The sequence below is a fragment of the Aliisedimentitalea scapharcae genome (assembly GCF_045277565.1).
GTDB classification, from domain to species: domain Bacteria; phylum Pseudomonadota; class Alphaproteobacteria; order Rhodobacterales; family Rhodobacteraceae; genus Aliisedimentitalea; species Aliisedimentitalea scapharcae.
Genome location: NZ_CP123584.1, coordinates 3,194,991 through 3,211,289 on the forward strand (window position 1 = coordinate 3,194,991; position 16,299 = coordinate 3,211,289).

General features: G+C 61.5%; 16 protein-coding genes. 2 read left to right on the forward strand and 14 right to left on the reverse strand.

The annotated features are described in order from the left end of the window. Positions 1 to 98: 98 nt before the first annotated feature. The 13 genes from ftsZ to ftsW form a co-directional block, all read right to left on the reverse strand. Complete coding sequence (ftsZ, locus tag QEZ52_RS14935; protein ID WP_406645224.1) at positions 99 to 1,718, reverse strand: cell division protein FtsZ; 1,620 nt, start codon at positions 1,716 to 1,718, stop codon at positions 99 to 101. Between the two features lie 465 nt (positions 1,719 to 2,183). Continuing rightward, positions 2,184 to 3,518 (reverse strand): cell division protein FtsA, encoded by a 1,335-nt coding sequence (gene ftsA, locus QEZ52_RS14940; protein WP_406650508.1) that lies wholly within the window; start codon positions 3,516 to 3,518, stop codon positions 2,184 to 2,186. Between the two features lie 2 nt (positions 3,519 to 3,520). Further along, complete coding sequence (locus tag QEZ52_RS14945) at positions 3,521 to 4,432, reverse strand: cell division protein FtsQ/DivIB (protein WP_406645225.1); 912 nt, start codon at positions 4,430 to 4,432, stop codon at positions 3,521 to 3,523. Further along, positions 4,420 to 5,313, reverse strand: a complete 894-nt coding sequence (locus QEZ52_RS14950) for a D-alanine--D-alanine ligase (protein ID WP_406650511.1) — start codon at positions 5,311 to 5,313, stop codon at positions 4,420 to 4,422. Before QEZ52_RS14950 ends, QEZ52_RS14945 begins: the two co-directional genes overlap by 13 nt. A gap of 225 nt (positions 5,314 to 5,538) precedes the next feature. Then, entirely contained in the window at positions 5,539 to 6,480 is a 942-nt protein-coding gene (gene murB, locus QEZ52_RS14955; protein WP_406645226.1) for a UDP-N-acetylmuramate dehydrogenase, read from the reverse strand. 136 nt (positions 6,481 to 6,616) lie between these two features. Further along, on the reverse strand, positions 6,617 to 6,910 hold the full coding sequence (locus tag QEZ52_RS14960; protein ID WP_406645227.1) for a hypothetical protein: 294 nt from the start codon (positions 6,908 to 6,910) through the stop codon (positions 6,617 to 6,619). Positions 6,911 to 7,043: 133 nt separating this feature from the next. Beyond that, complete coding sequence (locus QEZ52_RS14965; RefSeq protein ID WP_406645228.1) at positions 7,044 to 7,325, reverse strand: hypothetical protein; 282 nt, start codon at positions 7,323 to 7,325, stop codon at positions 7,044 to 7,046. An 8-nt stretch (positions 7,326 to 7,333) separates the two neighbouring features. Beyond that, the gene (locus tag QEZ52_RS14970) at positions 7,334 to 7,585 is read right to left on the reverse strand and encodes a DUF2484 family protein (RefSeq protein ID WP_406645229.1); all 252 of its coding nucleotides are present in this window, start codon (positions 7,583 to 7,585) and stop codon (positions 7,334 to 7,336) included. Then, positions 7,582 to 7,857, reverse strand: a complete 276-nt coding sequence (locus tag QEZ52_RS14975; protein WP_406645230.1) for a DUF2484 family protein — start codon at positions 7,855 to 7,857, stop codon at positions 7,582 to 7,584. The genes QEZ52_RS14970 and QEZ52_RS14975 overlap by 4 nt, the downstream gene beginning before the upstream one ends. Continuing rightward, on the reverse strand, positions 7,854 to 9,041 hold the full coding sequence (locus tag QEZ52_RS14980) for an APC family permease (RefSeq protein ID WP_406645231.1): 1,188 nt from the start codon (positions 9,039 to 9,041) through the stop codon (positions 7,854 to 7,856). The genes QEZ52_RS14975 and QEZ52_RS14980 overlap by 4 nt, the downstream gene beginning before the upstream one ends. Positions 9,042 to 9,131: 90 nt before the next feature. Further along, entirely contained in the window at positions 9,132 to 10,535 is a 1,404-nt protein-coding gene (gene murC / locus QEZ52_RS14985) for a UDP-N-acetylmuramate--L-alanine ligase (protein WP_406645232.1), read from the reverse strand. Between the two features lie 8 nt (positions 10,536 to 10,543). Further along, entirely contained in the window at positions 10,544 to 11,635 is a 1,092-nt protein-coding gene (locus QEZ52_RS14990) for a UDP-N-acetylglucosamine--N-acetylmuramyl-(pentapeptide) pyrophosphoryl-undecaprenol N-acetylglucosamine transferase (RefSeq protein ID WP_406645233.1), read from the reverse strand. A 44-nt stretch (positions 11,636 to 11,679) separates the two neighbouring features. Continuing rightward, positions 11,680 to 12,843, reverse strand: a complete 1,164-nt coding sequence (ftsW, locus tag QEZ52_RS14995; RefSeq protein ID WP_406645234.1) for a putative peptidoglycan glycosyltransferase FtsW — start codon at positions 12,841 to 12,843, stop codon at positions 11,680 to 11,682. 224 nt (positions 12,844 to 13,067) lie between these two features. Between ftsW and QEZ52_RS15000 the strand changes: the two genes are divergently transcribed. Both QEZ52_RS15000 and QEZ52_RS15005 read left to right on the forward strand, forming a co-directional pair. Then, complete coding sequence (locus QEZ52_RS15000) at positions 13,068 to 14,105, forward strand: glucosaminidase domain-containing protein (RefSeq protein ID WP_406645235.1); 1,038 nt, start codon at positions 13,068 to 13,070, stop codon at positions 14,103 to 14,105. Positions 14,106 to 14,155: 50 nt separating this feature from the next. Next, positions 14,156 to 15,340, forward strand: coding sequence for an NAD(P)/FAD-dependent oxidoreductase (locus tag QEZ52_RS15005; protein WP_406645236.1), 1,185 nt, complete (start codon positions 14,156 to 14,158; stop codon positions 15,338 to 15,340). Positions 15,341 to 15,410: 70 nt separating this feature from the next. On the opposite strand, the gene QEZ52_RS15010 is transcribed toward QEZ52_RS15005, so the two are convergent. Then, complete coding sequence (locus tag QEZ52_RS15010) at positions 15,411 to 16,259, reverse strand: fumarylacetoacetate hydrolase family protein (RefSeq protein WP_406645237.1); 849 nt, start codon at positions 16,257 to 16,259, stop codon at positions 15,411 to 15,413. Between the last annotated feature and the right edge of the window lie 40 nt (positions 16,260 to 16,299).

A 16,299-nucleotide genomic window follows, 5' to 3' on the forward strand; every position in this document is an offset into this window, starting at 1 on the left:
AGATCGGCAAAACACCGCTTAGATACCCGTAGTGTGTTGAAATACAATAAAAAAAGGCCACCCGAAGGTGGCCCTTGTTAGCGGTATATGTGACCGGTTCAGTTGGCCTGACGGCGTAGAAAGGCCGGAATTTCGATCCGATCCTGATCCGGACCGGATGCGGCCCGTGGTTGTGCCGCTACGTCATCTTGCTGGACCGGAGGCTGTTGACGCGCTGGGGTGTCCCCGGCGCTGCCGGTCATGCGGTGGATCAACGAATTCAGGCCGCGCCGTGCGCCCCCAACCTGCTGATGCTCCTGATGGTCGGCCTGCTGTTGCGTGGCAACGGTCCGTTGCGGCTGCGTTGGGTTGGCTTTTTGCGCCGCCGCCTGAAGACGCACGATGGCCTCGGCCGATGGCGTACCAGGTGCCGGTGCCTTGGGCGCAACGAAGCGGTCCACGTCATCCTGCATGGTGTCACGCTGCGGTTCAAAGGCCGGCATTTCCGGCTGGTATGCCGGGGGCGGCAGACCGTCGTCGTCCAGAAGTTCCGGCTCTTCAAAGATGTCCTCGGCCTGATCCAGCGCGGCGACTTCTTCGACACCCATGCCTTCGAACAGCGAGGGTTCATGCCCCATGGCTGCGGGCCGGGCGATTGGATCGTCCAGTTCCAGCGGCGCTGCGGCGGCAGGCTGTGCATCTTCGACGCTGACGGTTTTCTTCAGCGGTGCCGACATCGGGCGACGCGGCACAGGGATTTCCGACTGCACTTCGGCGGCGTCGATACCGGTTGCAACAACCGAAACGCGCATCATGCCTTCCATCGCCATGTCCAGCGTGGACCCAACGATGATGTTGGCCTCTGGGTCCACCTCTTCGCGGATGCGGTTGGCGGCTTCGTCCAGTTCGAACAGGGTCAGGTCGTGGGCACCGGTGATGTTGATCAACACGCCCCGTGCGCCGCGCAGGCTGATTTCGTCCAGCAGCGGATTCGCGATGGCCTTTTCGGCGGCCTGAATGGCGCGATCTTCGCCCTCGGCTTCGCCCGTGCCCATCATCGCCTTGCCCATTTCGTCCATCACGGCGCGCACGTCGGCAAAGTCGAGGTTGATCAGGCCCGGACGGACCATCAGATCGGTGACGCCCTTGACGCCCTGATACAGCACGTCATCCGCCATCGAGAAGGCTTCGGTAAAGGTGGTTTTCTCATTCGCCAACCGGAACAGGTTCTGGTTCGGAATGATGATCAGCGTATCGACGACCTTTTGCAGGGCTTCGACCCCGTCTTCGGCCTGCTTCATCCGCTTGTTGCCTTCGAACTGGAACGGCTTGGTCACGACGCCAACCGTCAGAACACCCAATTCGCGGGCGGCCTGCGCGATGATCGGCGCGGCCCCGGTTCCGGTGCCACCGCCCATGCCAGCAGTGATAAAGCACATATGCGCCCCTGCCAGATGGTCGACGATCTGTTCGATGCTTTCTTCGGCGGCGGCAGATCCAACCGACGGGCGGGCACCCGCACCCAGACCTTCGGTGACTTTCACACCCAGCTGCACCCGGCTTTGGGATTTGCTTTGCTGCAGCGCCTGAGCGTCGGTGTTGGCGACGACAAAATCAACGCCATCCAGCTCTTTTTCAATCATGTTATTGACGGCATTGCCGCCTGCCCCGCCGACGCCAAAGACCGTAATTCGGGGTTTCAAGTCTTCTTGTCCGGGCATCGAAAGGTTCAATGTCATGCTCTGTCCGCCTGTGTTTCCGCTTTATGTTGCACCCCTGTCTGAGCAGGGATTTTTCCGTCCTATCCACCTTGACTCTACCGCGCGCGCAGAGTCCCGTCACCCAAAAAAGCGCATTTCCCCACAAAATATGGCATTTTTCTGGACGCGACTCGCGGTATTTCGCCGACCACCGCAGATTTTGCGGAAATCACGAAGGCAGACACAAGACACAGGTTTTCGCCCATCGAACAGGTCCAACGGGGCCGGTGATACCGGTGTTCGATTTGCAATGTTCAGACAGATCCTGCTCGACCTGCGTGCCGCGACTGTGCGTGGCTTGACCTGAATCCTAACACGGCATTTCGCGACCTGCCAGCACAAACCACAAATCGGCCCGCCAGAAATTCATTTCCGCTCTGAACGGTCAAACGGTGCGCCCCATCGGGGGCGGAACCAAGCGGGCGCGCAGGCGCGCGCCCTGGATTACCAATTGTCCTTGAACCATTTCACCGCGCGCCGGAAGGACCGGGCCGGATAGCGATCGACAGGGATTTCGAAGTCCCACCATTCGTCCTGAGGGTGGGCGGCAAACAGGCTGAGCCCCACGGCCGAGGCAAAGGCAGGACCGGTGGCCGATTGTGGCAATCCATGCACGCGCAGCGGCCGCCCCAGGCGGACCTGCTGGCCCAGAATGCGGCTGGCCAATCCGTCCAGCCCCATGATTTGGGATGACCCGCCGGTCAGCACGATCTGCTGGCTGGGCAGATGGTCGAACCCGGCTGCATCCAGGCGCACCCGCACATCTTCGAGGATCTCTTCGACCCGCGGACGCATGATCCCGATCAGTTCCGCCCGGCTGACGGTGCGGCGATCATGTTCCCAATCGCCGGTTTCGCCGCCGATGTCGATCATGTCGCGATCATCCGCGCCAGTGGCGTGCACCCCACCGCAAAATGTCTTGATCCGTTCGGCATTGGCCATTGGCACACCCAGCCCCATGGAAATGTCGCTGGTGATGTGATCTCCGCCCATGCGCACGCTGTCGGCATAGATCATGTGTTTTTTCATGAAGATCGACACGCTGGTCGACCCGCCGCCCAGATCGACACAGGCGGCTCCCAGTTCCTGTTCATCCTCGACCAGCGCCGAAATCCCCGACGCATAGGCCGATGACGCGATCCCGGCCAGTTCCAGATCACAGCGTTTGATGCAATGCACCAGATTGCGCACGGTGGCGGTATCAACGGTCAGCATATGCATGTCGACGGCCAGGTTCTGCCCCAGCTGCCCCCGCGGGTCGGCCAATCCGGATCGGTGGTCCAGCGCAAAATTCACCGGCTGCGCATGCAGCACTTCGCGTTCGGCCCCATAGTCCGGCACGTCACAGGCCGCCAGCACGCGGGCGACTTCGCTTTCGGTGACGACCTGCCCTTCGAGATCGACCTGGGCGTCCAGCCCGTAGGAGCGCGGGTTGGCCCCGGAGAAACAGGCGATCACGTGATCGACGCGCACTTCGGCCATTTTCTGTGCTGCCTGAATCGCGGTGCGAATGGCCCGTTCGGTTTCCTGCATGGCGTTGATTTCGCCGAATTGCACCCCACGCGACCGGGTGGTCGCGGCCCCAACGACGCGAAATCCGGTCTGTCCGGCCAGCGAGCCGATGGAATTGTCTTCGCTCAGCCGTCCGGTGCCATCAAAGCGCAGCACAAGGCAGGCAATTTTGGAACTGCCCACATCCAGAATAGCCACAACACCACGTTGCAACGCCTGACGCCGCATCTGCCGCATCGCCCGCTGAGACTCGTAGAGGTCTGTCATCATCACTGCCCGCTTCCATTCACCTGTCTGATCCGCCACCATTCCTGCACCGCATTTTCGCTCATTCGAATGGTGGGGCGCGCCGCCAGGCGCATATCAACTGCAATTACATCCCGTTCCAAAAGGTCCTGGACCTCGTTCACTGCCAGAACCCGTTCCAGCGCTTCGACGGCGCGTTCGGGTGGCAGCAGGATCCGCTGACCCCGATCCAGCACAAGATCCCAGCGCCGATCACCGATCCGCACCAGACCGCGCATCCGATCCGTCAGCGGGCGGGCCGCAGCGATCAGGCGCAAGGCTTCGGGTACATTTTCATTGGCACCGGTTCCCGCGATCAGCGGCAGGTCAGCGCGCGTCTTGCGATTGGGTAGCCCATCGACACGGTTGCCATCGGTGTCCAGCATTTCAACACCGTCTTCGAAACGCCAGACCACGGCGGGAATGCGCTCTTCGACATTGACCTGCAGAATGCCGCCCGGCCGGATCCGGACCGAAGCATTGCGCACCGGATCCAGATCCACGATCGTGGCCCGGATCTGTTCGACATTCAGATCAAATGAGCTGACCGGGAAATCCAATGGCACCACTTCGCGAATGTCTTCGCTGAGGTTGGGGCCCGCGCCGTCGATCGCCATCATGTTGACCATGAATTCCGGGCGTTCCTGAATGCTGGCGCGCAATTCGGCCACAAACAGGTTCAGCGCATCGCGGCGCTGTTCATTGGCCAGAAAGGCGCTGGTGGCCGCCAGGGTCAGGCAGAACGGGACGCCGATACGCAGCCCCAACCGGATCCCCGGCGTCAACATCCATCGTTGCAGACGATATTTCAGTCGCGATGGTGCGGGATCGCATTTCTGGGGTTCCGGCTCGTGGCGCCGAAAGCTTTTGCCCACACGGGCGATCAGCGATTGCATGAGGCGTCCTCCACCATCCAGGCGCAGAGCTGGCCAAAGGTCATGCCGATTTCACCGGCCTGCTCCGGGGCCAGCGAGGTGGGAGTCATTCCGGGCTGGGTATTGGTTTCCAACAGGATCAGCCCATCGACACCGCGGGTCTCGTCCCAGCGGAAATCCGTGCGGCTGACACCGCGACAACCCAGGGCGCGATGCGCACGCAGGGCGTAATCCATGCACAGGTCATAGATGTCTGCGGGCACGTCTGCGGGCACCACATGCGATGATCCACCGGGTTTATATTTGGCATCATAATCGTACCAGCCGTCCACGATGATCTCTGTCACCGACGCAGCGCCCGGGTCGGTGTCTTCGCCGCCCACCACGGTGGTGGTCAGTTCGCGTCCGGGGGCATAGGTTTCCACCATCACCAGATCGGGCATTTCTGCGGACAGTTTTGGCGGTGCATTGGCGGATTCATGCACGATATAGACGCCGACGCTGGACCCTTCGTTGTTGGGTTTGACCACATAGGGCGGCTCCAGCACGTGACGGGCTGTGGCCTCGTCTCGGGGGGCAATCACGCTGTCGACCACCGGCAGACCTGCGGATTTGAACGCCTCTTTTGAACGCTGTTTGTCCATGGCCAGCGCCGAGGCCAGAACACCGGAATGGGTATAGGGCAGGCCCATCCATTCCAGAATGCCCTGCACACAGCCATCTTCGCCCCAGCGACCATGCAGGGCGTTGAACACGACGTCAGGTTTGATTTCATTCAGACGGGCAACCAGATCCGGACCCGCGTCCAGTTCTGTTACCTCATATCCTTCGCCCCTCAGCGCGGCGGCGCATTCACGCCCGCTGGACAAAGACACCTCGCGTTCAGCCGAGGGTCCGCCCATAAGTACCGCAACTTTGGAGGTGCCGCTGCTCGACTGTCCCACCACAAGTGCCTCAAAAAATTCGGAGCGTTTGCGCCCCTTGTTGTTGGTTCGGACCCGTTTTCGGGCCTCGCTATTTGGTCACAATTCGACCCATTTTATTAAGAACCGGTTAACTGTGTCAGACGCCGCTTCCCGATTCAGAGTCCCCCTATCCAATGAAAGCAGGGACCAAGGTTCAGGAAGTCAGTCGCGCGCCGGTTCACCGATCCGCATGATTTCCCACTCTAGCGTTATGCCGCTTTGCTCGTAAACCTTTTTTCGAACCTCTTCGCCCAAGCCTTCGAGATCTGCGGCAGTTGCGCCACCCGTGTTGATCATAAAGTTCGAATGTTTCTCGCTCATCTGGGCACCACCGCGGCGCGCACCGCGCATGCCCGCATTGTCGATCACCTTCCACGCCTTGAGATCATGCACGTCATCGGCCTGACCCGTTGACGAAAACCCGGCCGGGTTGCGAAAAGTCGATCCGGCGGTCCGATCCTTGGTCGGTTGGGTTTCGTCGCGCTTTTTCAACTGGGCATCCATGCGATCCAGCAAAGTGCCGGATGGGGCGTGGGTGCCCTTCAGCGTGGCCGCGATCAGCACCGCGCCATCCGGCAGGTCGGTCTGGCGATACCGGAAGTTCAGGGCTTTGGCGTCGATTTCAACCAATTCACCCTGACGGGTCACGATGGTGGCGGATTGAAACACATCCACCACATAGCTGCCGTAGCAGCCCGCGTTCATCCGCACCGCACCGCCGATTGCGCCGGGGATGGTGCGCAGGAATGTCAGATCGACGCCGGATTCTGCCGCGCGTTTGGCCACATGCGCATCCAGCGCCGCTGCGCCAGCGGTGACAATGTCACCATCAATTGCAATCTGGTTGAACCCGCGCCCTAGCCGGATCACCACGGCGCGAATACCGCCGTCGCGCACGATCAGGTTGGACCCCACCCCCATGGGAAAGACCTGAATCTCTTCGGGAAGCTGACGCAGAAAGTCCTGCAGATCGGCCACATCCGCCGGCTGAAACAGATAATCCGCCGCGCCCCCAACCCGCATCCACGTCAGATCCGCCAGCGACCGGTTCGGGGTCAGTTTCCCGCGCACCTGCGGCAATGTCTGGGGAAAATCCGTTGTCATGTTGGCGTGCCCTGCGTTCAAATCCCATATGCTCAGGGTCCGTAAAGCACATCCTCAGCGAGATAAAGCCCCATGGATTTGACATGGGGCCGATATGGGGCCGTCTGTCAGCAATCGCTTGCCGATCGTGCGGGCGTTACAGCGTCGGACGTCCCGCCATCGCGCGCCCGCCAAGCGTTCCCAGGATGACTGTAAACAACCCCGGCAGGATTGCCCCGGTCAGCATGACCAACGGAAAGAACGCAGCTTCTTCGCCGCCCTCCGGGATCGCCGCCAGGCGAATGATCGTGGCCAGACCCACCAGGCTGAGCAGACCGGGCAACAGCCACAGCTTGCGGCCTTCGAGGTATTTCCCCGCCAGCAAACCGGCAATGGCCCCGATCAGCAGGGCTGCGATAGGTGTATAGATGAGAGCAGTAACCGAGAGCATGTCCGCCTCCTGAAAGATTAGGAGCGCTGAAAATCGCGCATTTGATGGACAGTGTCATGACTCGCCCGCCGCCGACCTTGACAATTGTCAGGTGCGCGGCGGTTTTGGCGATGGTTTTGAACGCTCAGCTGGGTCAGTCAGATCCGGATTTGTGCCATACGGAATAAAGAACATGGGCCACCGCCCCAACCAGCACCCCGATCCCAAAGGGCGCAACCCCAATCACCACGACCATGCCCGGTCCCATGCCCTCCCAGCCCAACAGCTGCGAGTGAAACAGCAGCACATAGCTGACCGCGACGCACAGCGCCGTGATCAACAGGACGACCAGCCCCCAACCGGCGCGCTTCAACATCACACCACAGGCGCACCCGATACAGACGGCACCAATTGGGAACAGAAATTCAGGCTCCATGCGCGCCCCTAGCTGCGCCGCAGCTGCCCGCGCAGCCAGCGGCTGAGATAGATCACCGGCCAGCGCAGGACGCTCATCCCTGCACATAGCACGGCCAGCCCCCACCAGGGGCCGTTCTGATAGGTCACATATCCCAGGATCGGAATGCCGATGGCGATCAGCACATAGGCACGGCGCCAATGATTGTCCCGGCTGGGCGTCATGGCCAGGATATTTGCAACGACGGCCCAGATACTGGCCAAAATCAGTGATAAGGTCATGGGGTCTCCGTGGGGCTGTCTTGCGAGGTCTTGTGAATGCGCCCGCGCCAGCGGGTCCAGAAATAGCGCAGCGGATGACGAAACATCGACACGAACGCAGCCAGGGCGGCCAAGGCTGCGAGCCAGCCGTGGGCCAGACCCAGCCAGGCAATGACCACCGGAGCCAACGCCAACAGCGCCACCCCCGGAGTATATTGCCGGTGCATCGGCAACATCGCGACACCCGTTGCAGCCAGCACCCACAGGGCAGAGATCAGGACAGCTGCGCTCATATCAGGCTCCTCAACGACATCAACAACGCGGCCAGAGCCAGGACGAAGCCAATCACCGGCACGGCCATATGCACCCGAAACGGAGCATCAGGGAGCCGGCGTTTCTGAAGGATCAGCGCCAGGTTCACCAGAACAAAAACCGACAGGAGGATCGTAGATGTCACTTCGGCCAGCTGCGCCACGGGCACCGTCAGCGCCCCGATGATCACGGCTGCGCCCAACAGGGCCGTGGCCAGAACCGGCGTGCCAAACCGGGGATGCGCGTGGTGAAACATCGACAGTCCCCGATTGCGACGCCCCAATCCGAACAGCACCCGGCTGGCCATGACGATCTGGGCCAACACACCATTCAGGGCGGCAAAGACCGCAATGGCCGACAAAAAGGTTCCCCCCCCGCCCCGTGCGGTCTGCCAGACCAGCGCCAGCGGGCTTTCGGATGCGCCCAGTTGCGCCAGCGGCACCGTGCGCACCGCGGCCCAGGCCACCAAGGCGTAGATGACGGATGTAATAGCCAGCGACAACAGGATGGCCCGTGGCAAGGTGCGGATCGGATTGTCGACCTCTTCGGCCAGATTGACGATATCCTCGAACCCGATAAAGGCAAAAAAGGCCAGCACAGCCCCCAGTGCAACGCCGCTCCAGACCAGATCGGCAGGCTGTGCCCAATCCACGCTGCCCGGTGCCTGCGCCCCGGCCCAGATCACCAATGCCAGCCCGGCGACTTCGATGACGGTCAGGACAGCGGCAAGGGCCAGGCTTTCAAGCACGCCAAAAATTGCGACCAGCGTCAAACCCAGCCCCAGGGCGACAATGGCAAACTGCGAATCAAATCCGGTGGCATGGGTCAGGTAAGCGGCCCCGCCCCGCAACACGGCCCCCGCAGACACGGTGCCTGCGGCCACCACCGCCAGTCCGACCAGCAGGGACAGGGATTGGCTGTTCAGCCCCTGCCCGACATAGGCCGCCTCGCCCGCTGCTTCGGGCAGGCGGGTGGAAAATTCCGCATAAGACAACGCCGTGGGCGCAGCGATCATTCCGGCCAGCAAGAACGACAAGGGGGCCCAGATCCCGGCCTGCCCGGCAATGGTACCGATCAGAACATAGATCCCGGCCCCGACCATGACCCCAACGCCATAGGCCGTGAGCAATCCCGGTCCAATCCGTCGATTCAGTGCTTCCACCATGGTCTTCACACTCCCTCTTCGATCTGGTGCCGTTTTCCGTCACGGAAAACGGGTCGGATTTTGCCCAAAATCCGGCGCCAGATGAAACCGTTACGGTTCTCCTTTCAAACGCTCCGGCAATCCATTGGCCCAGGCGCTGATGGTCCCGGCGCCCAGACAGACCACCATGTCGCCGGGCCGGGCTTCGGCGCGCACCAGTTTTTCCAACCCGTCCTCGTCCAACAGGGCGCTGGCGTGGCGGTGGCCGTGGCGTATCAGCCCGGCGACCAGTGAATCGCGGTCAGCGCCTTTGATCGGCTCTTCGCCTGCGGAAAACACTTCGGCAATGGCGACCACATCGGCTTCGTTGAAACAGGCGCAGAAATCTTCGAACAGATCGTGCAGCCGGGAATAGCGGTGTGGTTGGTGCACGGCGATGACGCGCCCGTCGCAGGCCTGACGCGCCGCACGCAGCACCGCGGCGATTTCCACCGGGTGATGACCGTAGTCGTCAATGATGGTGACGCCGTCGACCTCGCCCACTTTGGTGAACCGGCGATTGACGCCGCCGAAATTGGCCAGAGCCGCGCGGATTTCATCCGCTTTCATGCCCAGATGGCGGGCCACGGCAATGGCCGACAACGCGTTTGACACATTGTGATCTCCGGGCATCGGCAGAGTACAGCCGCTGATCACGATGTCCTCGGCCTGCAAATGCACGTCAAAATGCGCCACGCCGCCCTTGTACGTCAGAGCCACGGCGCGCACATCCGCCTGGGTGTTAAACCCATAAGTGACCACCCGGCGGTCGGTGATCCGACCCACCAGAGCCTGAACTTCGGGGTGGTCGGTACAGCACACCGCCACGCCATAAAACGGCAGGTTGGTCACGAAATCATGGAACCCGTCCCGCAGGGCATCAAAGTCGCCCCAATGTTCCATATGTTCGGGGTCGATATTGGTGACGATGGCGATGGTGGCGGGCAGCCGGTTGAACGAGCCGTCGCTTTCGTCCGCTTCGACCACCATCCATTCGCCCTGTCCCATGCGTGCGTTCGACCCATAGGCATGGATGATGCCGCCATTGATGACGGTGGGGTCAAACCCGCCGGCCACCATCAATTCGGCCATCATGGTGGTTGTGGTGGTTTTGCCGTGGGTGCCGGCAATGGCAATATTGGATTTCAGCCGCATCAATTCGGCCAGCATGTCGGCGCGCCGCACCACCGGCAGGCCGCGATCGCGCGCGCCGTCCAATTCCGGGTTGCCCGGTTTGATCGCCGTGGACACCACGACGACGGCGGCATTTTCAAGGTTCTCGGCCCTTTGTCCGACAAAGATCTGCGCCCCCAGCCCCGCCAGTCGGTCGGTGATCTTGGACGCCTTGAGGTCCGACCCCTGCACCTGGTACCCCAGGTTCAACAGCACCTCGGCAATGCCGGACATGCCGATGCCTCCGATGCCGACAAAATGGATCGGGCCGACGTCACCGGGGAGTTTGGTTGCTGGGGTCATCTGTGATGTTATCCTTGTTCGGCCAGTTGTTCGACCAGACCCACCAGACGATCGGTGGCATCGGGAACGCCGGCGCTGAGGGCGGCAATGGACATCTGGGTGGCCCCTTTGGAGTTTTCCAGAACGGCTGCGATCTGCTCTGTCAGAGAGGCAGAGTCAAGCTTGCTTTCGGGGATCATGATAGCCCCCCCGGCATCCACCAACCCACGGGCGTTGGCGGTTTGGTGATCGCCGGCAGCGGCGGCAAAGGGGATCAGGATCGACGGGCGGCCAATGACGCTGATGTCGGCCACAGACGATGCGCCGGATCGCGAGATCACCAATTGGGCTTCGGACATGCGCGCGGGCACATCGGTGAAAAACGGCTGTACATCAGCCGGAATGCCATGATCGGCGTAAAAGGCGCTGACCCGGTCACCGTCTTCGGGACGGGCCTGATGGCTGACGCGCAGGTGTTGGCGGATCTGATCAGGCAGTGCCGCCAGCGCGGCAGGGACCGTGTCGCTGAGGATCCGGGCCCCTTGGGAGCCGCCCATGACCAGAATGGACATCGGATAATCACCGGGTGGGATATAGGCTGCACCGGCGCGTTCCAGCACCGCCTTGCGCACCGGGTTGCCCACATGTTCCGACAGCACGCCTTCGGGCAGGTCCGTGGGCCAGACGCCACAGGCAACACCCGCAACACGGGTGGCAAACAGCTGGTTCACCCGGCCCAGCACGCCGTTCTGTTCGTGGATCATGCGGGGCAGTTTCAACAGGGTCGCCGCGCCCAGCGCCGGGATCGACGGGTACCCGCCAAAACCGATCACCGCATCGGGGCGGTCCTTGCGCATCTGGTGGGCCATGCTCAGCACACCGGCAGCGATCCGCGGGGCGACCAGCGCCTTGGCCATCAGCCCTCCGCGGGCGAAGGTCGCGCTGGACACTTGGGTGATTTCGGTGGTGTGGGGAAAGCCGCCGGTATAGCGCGCGCCGCGCGCATCCGTGGACAGTTTGACCCGCCAGCCCCGTTTCAGCATTGCCTCGGCCAGAGCCTGGGCCGGGAACATATGTCCGCCCGTGCCCCCTGCCGCCATCAAAAGCAATTTTTGCGCCATAGCCCCCAGGCCCCTTTTCTCAAATCGTCATCCCGCGGGTCGGATCAGCCGCGCCCGCGCAGGTAGTCGGCGATACCGCCCTGTGGACGGGTCCGGGTAAAGGCCAGCAACATGCCCACCGCAATCCCGCCCGCGATCAGCGATGACCCCCCATAGCTGACAAACGGCAGGGTCATGCCTTTGGCCGGGAGCAGCCGTACGGCCACGCCCATGTTGATCATCGCCTGCACACCGAACATCGCGGCCAGGCCCGTGCCCGCCAGACGGGTGAACGGATCGCGTTCGCGCATCAGGCGGAACAGCGATCGCACCACGATCAGCGCGTAGAGCGAAATAATCACCAGAACCAGCACCAGGCCGTATTCCTCGGCCGCCACGGCAATGATGAAATCGGTATGCGCATCAGGCAGTGACCATTTCACTTCGCCCTCGCCCACGCCAACGCCGAACAGTCCACCTTCGCGGATCGCGTTGGTGGCATATCCCAGCTGGGTGGTCGGGTCGACTTCGGGGTTCAGGTAACCGTCGATGCGGCGGGCAAAATGTTCGGAATTGGCATAGGCAAACATGCCGCCCAGCACCACGACCCCGGCCATGGCGACCAGCAACAGCATCGGCGCACCGGCCACAAAATACATCACACCCCAGCCAAACAGCACCAGCGACGCCTGACCAAAGTCAGGCTGCATCACCAGCATCAGCACCACAGTCACACACAGGCCAAAAGACCAGAGTTTACCCGGAGGGCCGTTGATTTCCTGGCTGGCCGCGATCAGCCAAGCCGCCACAACGACAAATCCGGGTTTGAGAAATTCGGACGGCTGCACCGAGGCAAAGCCAAGCGAATACCACCGCATCGCGCCCTTGCCAAAATCAGTGCCAAACACCGGCAAAAGCGCCAAGGCCGCAAACGAAATGACAAAGCCGATCACCGCCAGACGGCGCACCAGCTGTGGCGACATCATCGAGGTCAGCAACATCGCCACCAGCGCCGCACAGCCAAACACGGCCTGACGACTGACATAGTGAAAATTGCCGAACCCGTTGCGTTCCGCCAGCGGCACCGACGCCGCAAGCCCCAGCAACAGGCCCACCGCGAACAACAGCATGACGCAGGTCATCGACCATTTATCAAGCGTCCGCCACCATTTTGGAAGAATAGGTTCTCCGGCCCGCTGGGGAACCGCGCCATACACCATCTCAGTCATGAGATCACCGCCACTATCTGCCTCAAGAAACGTCCCGTTTTCGGGATCTGATCCACGCTGTCGCGCAGGTTGAGGCAAATGTACCGCAAATCCGAGTCTCGCACCAGTCTTTTGACCCAGGCGGTGGCGGTTCCCCGCGCGTGTGCAAAACCGGGCAAAATGTGGTAGGATGGCGGCCTGTTTAGACGTTCTTTTTTTATAAATCACATTTGAGGAGACAGGATATGTCCAGCAATTGGGACTCTTTGGTTCACACCTATGCACAATCCACGATCACGGCACCGGCGTTGAAACTGATCACCCTGGCGCAATGGGCTTTGGAGTCCAATTTCGGACAAAGCGAGCTGGCACAGGAGCATCTGAATTTTGGCGGGCTCAAATTTCGCGCGCGGGTCAATGCGACCCGGCATCTGGCCGACCCTGTCGATTATCAGGCCCATGACGGTTGGGACACCTATTGCCGATTTGGCAGCCATCAGGATTTTATTGACGGGTATTGGGCCTTTGTCAGCAATGGACCGATGTACGACGGCTGGCAGGTCTATGGTGATGATCCGTCGGGGTATATCGGACATCTGCAACGCGGCGGCTATGCACAGGATCCGGATTACCTGGGCAAGATCCTGAACCTGCTGCCCCGGATCCGCACCCAGATCAACGATCTGGGTCACAGCACCCTGCTGGCCAGCGGTGCCCTGCTACCACGGCGCAAGTTCCGTCTGGCCGTTCTGATCGGGCACAACGCAGTCGCCAAAGGGGCCTTTTGCGACCAATTGGCCGTATCCGAATGGATCTATAACCAGCGCGTCTACCGCCATATGGCGGACACGGCACCCGAATATGAAATCGAACCCAAACAGTTCTTTCGCCAAAAGAGCGCCACCTACACCGAAGAGATAGAAACGGCCTATGCGCTGATTGATGCCTGGGGGCCAGATGCCATTCTGGAGCTGCATTTCAACGCCGGAGGTGGGCGAGGCACTGAAACCCTGTATTGGGGCGGGTCGGTCAAGGGCAAGGCGCTGGCCACCGCCCTGCAATCCGCGATGCTGCGCGAATTGGGTCTGAAAAACCGGGGGATCAAGGACCGCAAAACCGGGCGCGGGTCGACCTCTCTGGGGGCTTCGGCCTTTCCAACGGTTTTGACCGAACCCTTCTTTGGCGATTCCGCGGGTGATTGCACGGTTATGGCCGCGGTTGGTGAAGAGGCGCTGGCGCGGGCCTATCTGATTGGTGCCCGCGACGCGATGGAGGGGTTCTGATCCTGTAAAACCCTCTTGCTTTTCTCGCCCTGCTCTGGCTTTGGGAGAGAATGCATTTCGAGACGATCATAATCGGGGCCGGTGCGGCCGGCATGATGTGTGCGGCCCACGCGGGGCGCAGCGTGTTGGTGTTGGATCACGCCAAGGCCCCGGGAGAAAAGATCCGGATTTCTGGCGGTGGGCGCTGTAATTTCACCAACATGTGGGCCGAGCCTGCGAACTATCTGTCCGCCAACCCGCATTTCTGCAAATCGGCGCTGGCGCGGTATACGCAGTGGGATTTTATCGAACTGGTGAACCGCCATGGCATCGCCTGGCATGAAAAGACATTGGGTCAGCTGTTCTGTGATGGATCGGCCAAACAGATCGTCGCCATGCTGTTGGCCGAGATGGACCGGGTCGGTGCCCAGCTGTGGCTGAACTCCAGCGTCGCGGAGCTGCGCAAGACCGACGGCGGGTACTCGCTGGACGTCAACCGGGACGGCGGGCATCGCACCCTGACCTGTCGCAATCTGGTGCTGGCCTCGGGCGGGAAATCCATCCCCAAAATGGGCGCGACCGGGTTTGCCTATGATGTGGCGCGCCAGTTTGGGCTGAATGTGACCGAAACGCGCCCCGGTCTGGTTCCATTTACCTTTTCCGATGCACGGTTCAAACCGCTGTCGGGCACCGCCCTGCCGGTGCGCCTGTCCAATGCGCTGGCATCCTTTGACGAGGCGATGCTGTTCACCCATCGCGGCCTGAGCGGTCCGGCCGTGTTGCAGCTGTCGTCCTATTGGCACGCGGGCGAAGCGATCCGGGTCAACCTGATCCCGGAGCTGGATCTGTTCACCGCCCTGCGGGATCAGCGCCAGACATCGGGGCGCAGGGATCTGAGCACGGAACTGGCCCGCCATCTGCCCGCCCGCCTGGTCGACTTCCTCGCGCCGGAACTGGCGCTCAAGGGGCGGTTGGCGGATCAATCTGATACGGCGTTGCAGACACTATGCGACGGTTTGCGTGACTGGCACCTGACCCCGTCCGGCAGCGAAGGCTATCGCACTGCCGAAGTCACCCTGGGCGGCATCGACACCGACGGGCTGTCGTCCAAAACCATGCAAGCCAAAGCCGTTCCGGGGCTGTTTGTCATCGGCGAGGCGGTGGATGTGACCGGCTGGTTGGGCGGGTACAACTTCCAATGGGCCTGGTCGTCGGCCTATGCCGCAGGCGTGGCAATTGCCAAGGGTGCGGTCTGAACCGCAGCCCGAATGAACGCCCCCCAAAAATCCTGGCGGGGCGGGGTCTTCTGCCCGCCCCTCGGCGCTGTTAGCCGTCGCATCCTTTGACGGTCTGCATCTGCGTCCCCATCCCTTCAACGCCCAGCTCCAGAACGTCACCGGGTTTGAGATAGACCTGCGGCTTCTGCCCCATGCCAACACCGGGTGGGGTTCCGGTGCTGATCACGTCACCGGGCTGCAGGCTCATGAATTGCGAGATATACGAGATCAATTCCGCCACACCAAAGATCATCGTTTCGGTAGAGCCCGCCTGGAATGTTTTTCCATTCACCGACAGCCACAGGTTCAATGCTTGCGGATCGGCGATTTCATCCGGTGTGACCAGCCAGGGGCCGATCGGACCAAAGGTATCGGCGCTTTTGCCCTTGACCCATTGCCCCCCGCGCTCCAGCTGAAAGTCGCGCTCGGACACATCATTGATGACGCAATAGCCCGCCACATGATCCAGCGCTGTGGCCTGATCGACATAGTGCGCCGCGCGCCCGATCACGACACCCAATTCGACCTCCCAATCGGTCCTTTTTGCGCCGCGCGGGATGATGACATCGTCATTTGGCCCGCAAATGGCCGAGGTGGCTTTCATGAACAGGATCGGCTCTGTGGGCACCGGCATTCCCGCTTCGGCCGCATGGTCGGAATAATTCAGTCCGATACAGATGAATTTGCCAACCCCGGCGACACAGGGGCCAATGCGGGTATCTGCGCTCAGTATTGGCAGACTGCGCAGGTCCATCTGCGCAAGCCCGGTCAATGCCGCCGGATCCAGAGCCGCATCGCGCCAATCCGCAACCAGCGCGGACGCATCCCGCAGCTGGCCCTCTGAATCCAGAATGGCCGGTGTCTCTCGTCCCGCGGCCCCAACTCTGAGTAATTTCATCTGTTTTCTCCCATGTGACGCCCGTCCGGCCGGCCGCCAA

What these genes read in the sequence shown, in the direction of transcription:
- ftsZ (WP_406645224.1), bottom strand. Translation starts at nt 1,718, where the DNA reads ATGACATTGAACCTTTCGATGCCCGGACAAGAAGACTTGAAACCCCGA.
- ftsA (WP_406650508.1), bottom strand. Translation starts at nt 3,518, where the DNA reads ATGACAGACCTCTACGAGTCTCAGCGGGCGATGCGGCAGATGCGGCGT.
- QEZ52_RS14945 (WP_406645225.1), bottom strand. Translation starts at nt 4,432, where the DNA reads ATGCAATCGCTGATCGCCCGTGTGGGCAAAAGCTTTCGGCGCCACGAG.
- QEZ52_RS14950 (WP_406650511.1), bottom strand. Translation starts at nt 5,313, where the DNA reads ATGGGCGGACCCTCGGCTGAACGCGAGGTGTCTTTGTCCAGCGGGCGT.
- murB (WP_406645226.1), bottom strand. Translation starts at nt 6,480, where the DNA reads ATGACAACGGATTTTCCCCAGACATTGCCGCAGGTGCGCGGGAAACTG.
- QEZ52_RS14960 (WP_406645227.1), bottom strand. Translation starts at nt 6,910, where the DNA reads ATGCTCTCGGTTACTGCTCTCATCTATACACCTATCGCAGCCCTGCTG.
- QEZ52_RS14965 (WP_406645228.1), bottom strand. Translation starts at nt 7,325, where the DNA reads ATGGAGCCTGAATTTCTGTTCCCAATTGGTGCCGTCTGTATCGGGTGC.
- QEZ52_RS14970 (WP_406645229.1), bottom strand. Translation starts at nt 7,585, where the DNA reads ATGACCTTATCACTGATTTTGGCCAGTATCTGGGCCGTCGTTGCAAAT.
- QEZ52_RS14975 (WP_406645230.1), bottom strand. Translation starts at nt 7,857, where the DNA reads ATGAGCGCAGCTGTCCTGATCTCTGCCCTGTGGGTGCTGGCTGCAACG.
- QEZ52_RS14980 (WP_406645231.1), bottom strand. Translation starts at nt 9,041, where the DNA reads ATGGTGGAAGCACTGAATCGACGGATTGGACCGGGATTGCTCACGGCC.
- murC (WP_406645232.1), bottom strand. Translation starts at nt 10,535, where the DNA reads ATGACCCCAGCAACCAAACTCCCCGGTGACGTCGGCCCGATCCATTTT.
- QEZ52_RS14990 (WP_406645233.1), bottom strand. Translation starts at nt 11,635, where the DNA reads ATGGCGCAAAAATTGCTTTTGATGGCGGCAGGGGGCACGGGCGGACAT.
- ftsW (WP_406645234.1), bottom strand. Translation starts at nt 12,843, where the DNA reads ATGACTGAGATGGTGTATGGCGCGGTTCCCCAGCGGGCCGGAGAACCT.
- QEZ52_RS15000 (WP_406645235.1), top strand. Translation starts at nt 13,068, where the DNA reads ATGTCCAGCAATTGGGACTCTTTGGTTCACACCTATGCACAATCCACG.
- QEZ52_RS15005 (WP_406645236.1), top strand. Translation starts at nt 14,156, where the DNA reads ATGCATTTCGAGACGATCATAATCGGGGCCGGTGCGGCCGGCATGATG.
- QEZ52_RS15010 (WP_406645237.1), bottom strand. Translation starts at nt 16,259, where the DNA reads ATGAAATTACTCAGAGTTGGGGCCGCGGGACGAGAGACACCGGCCATT.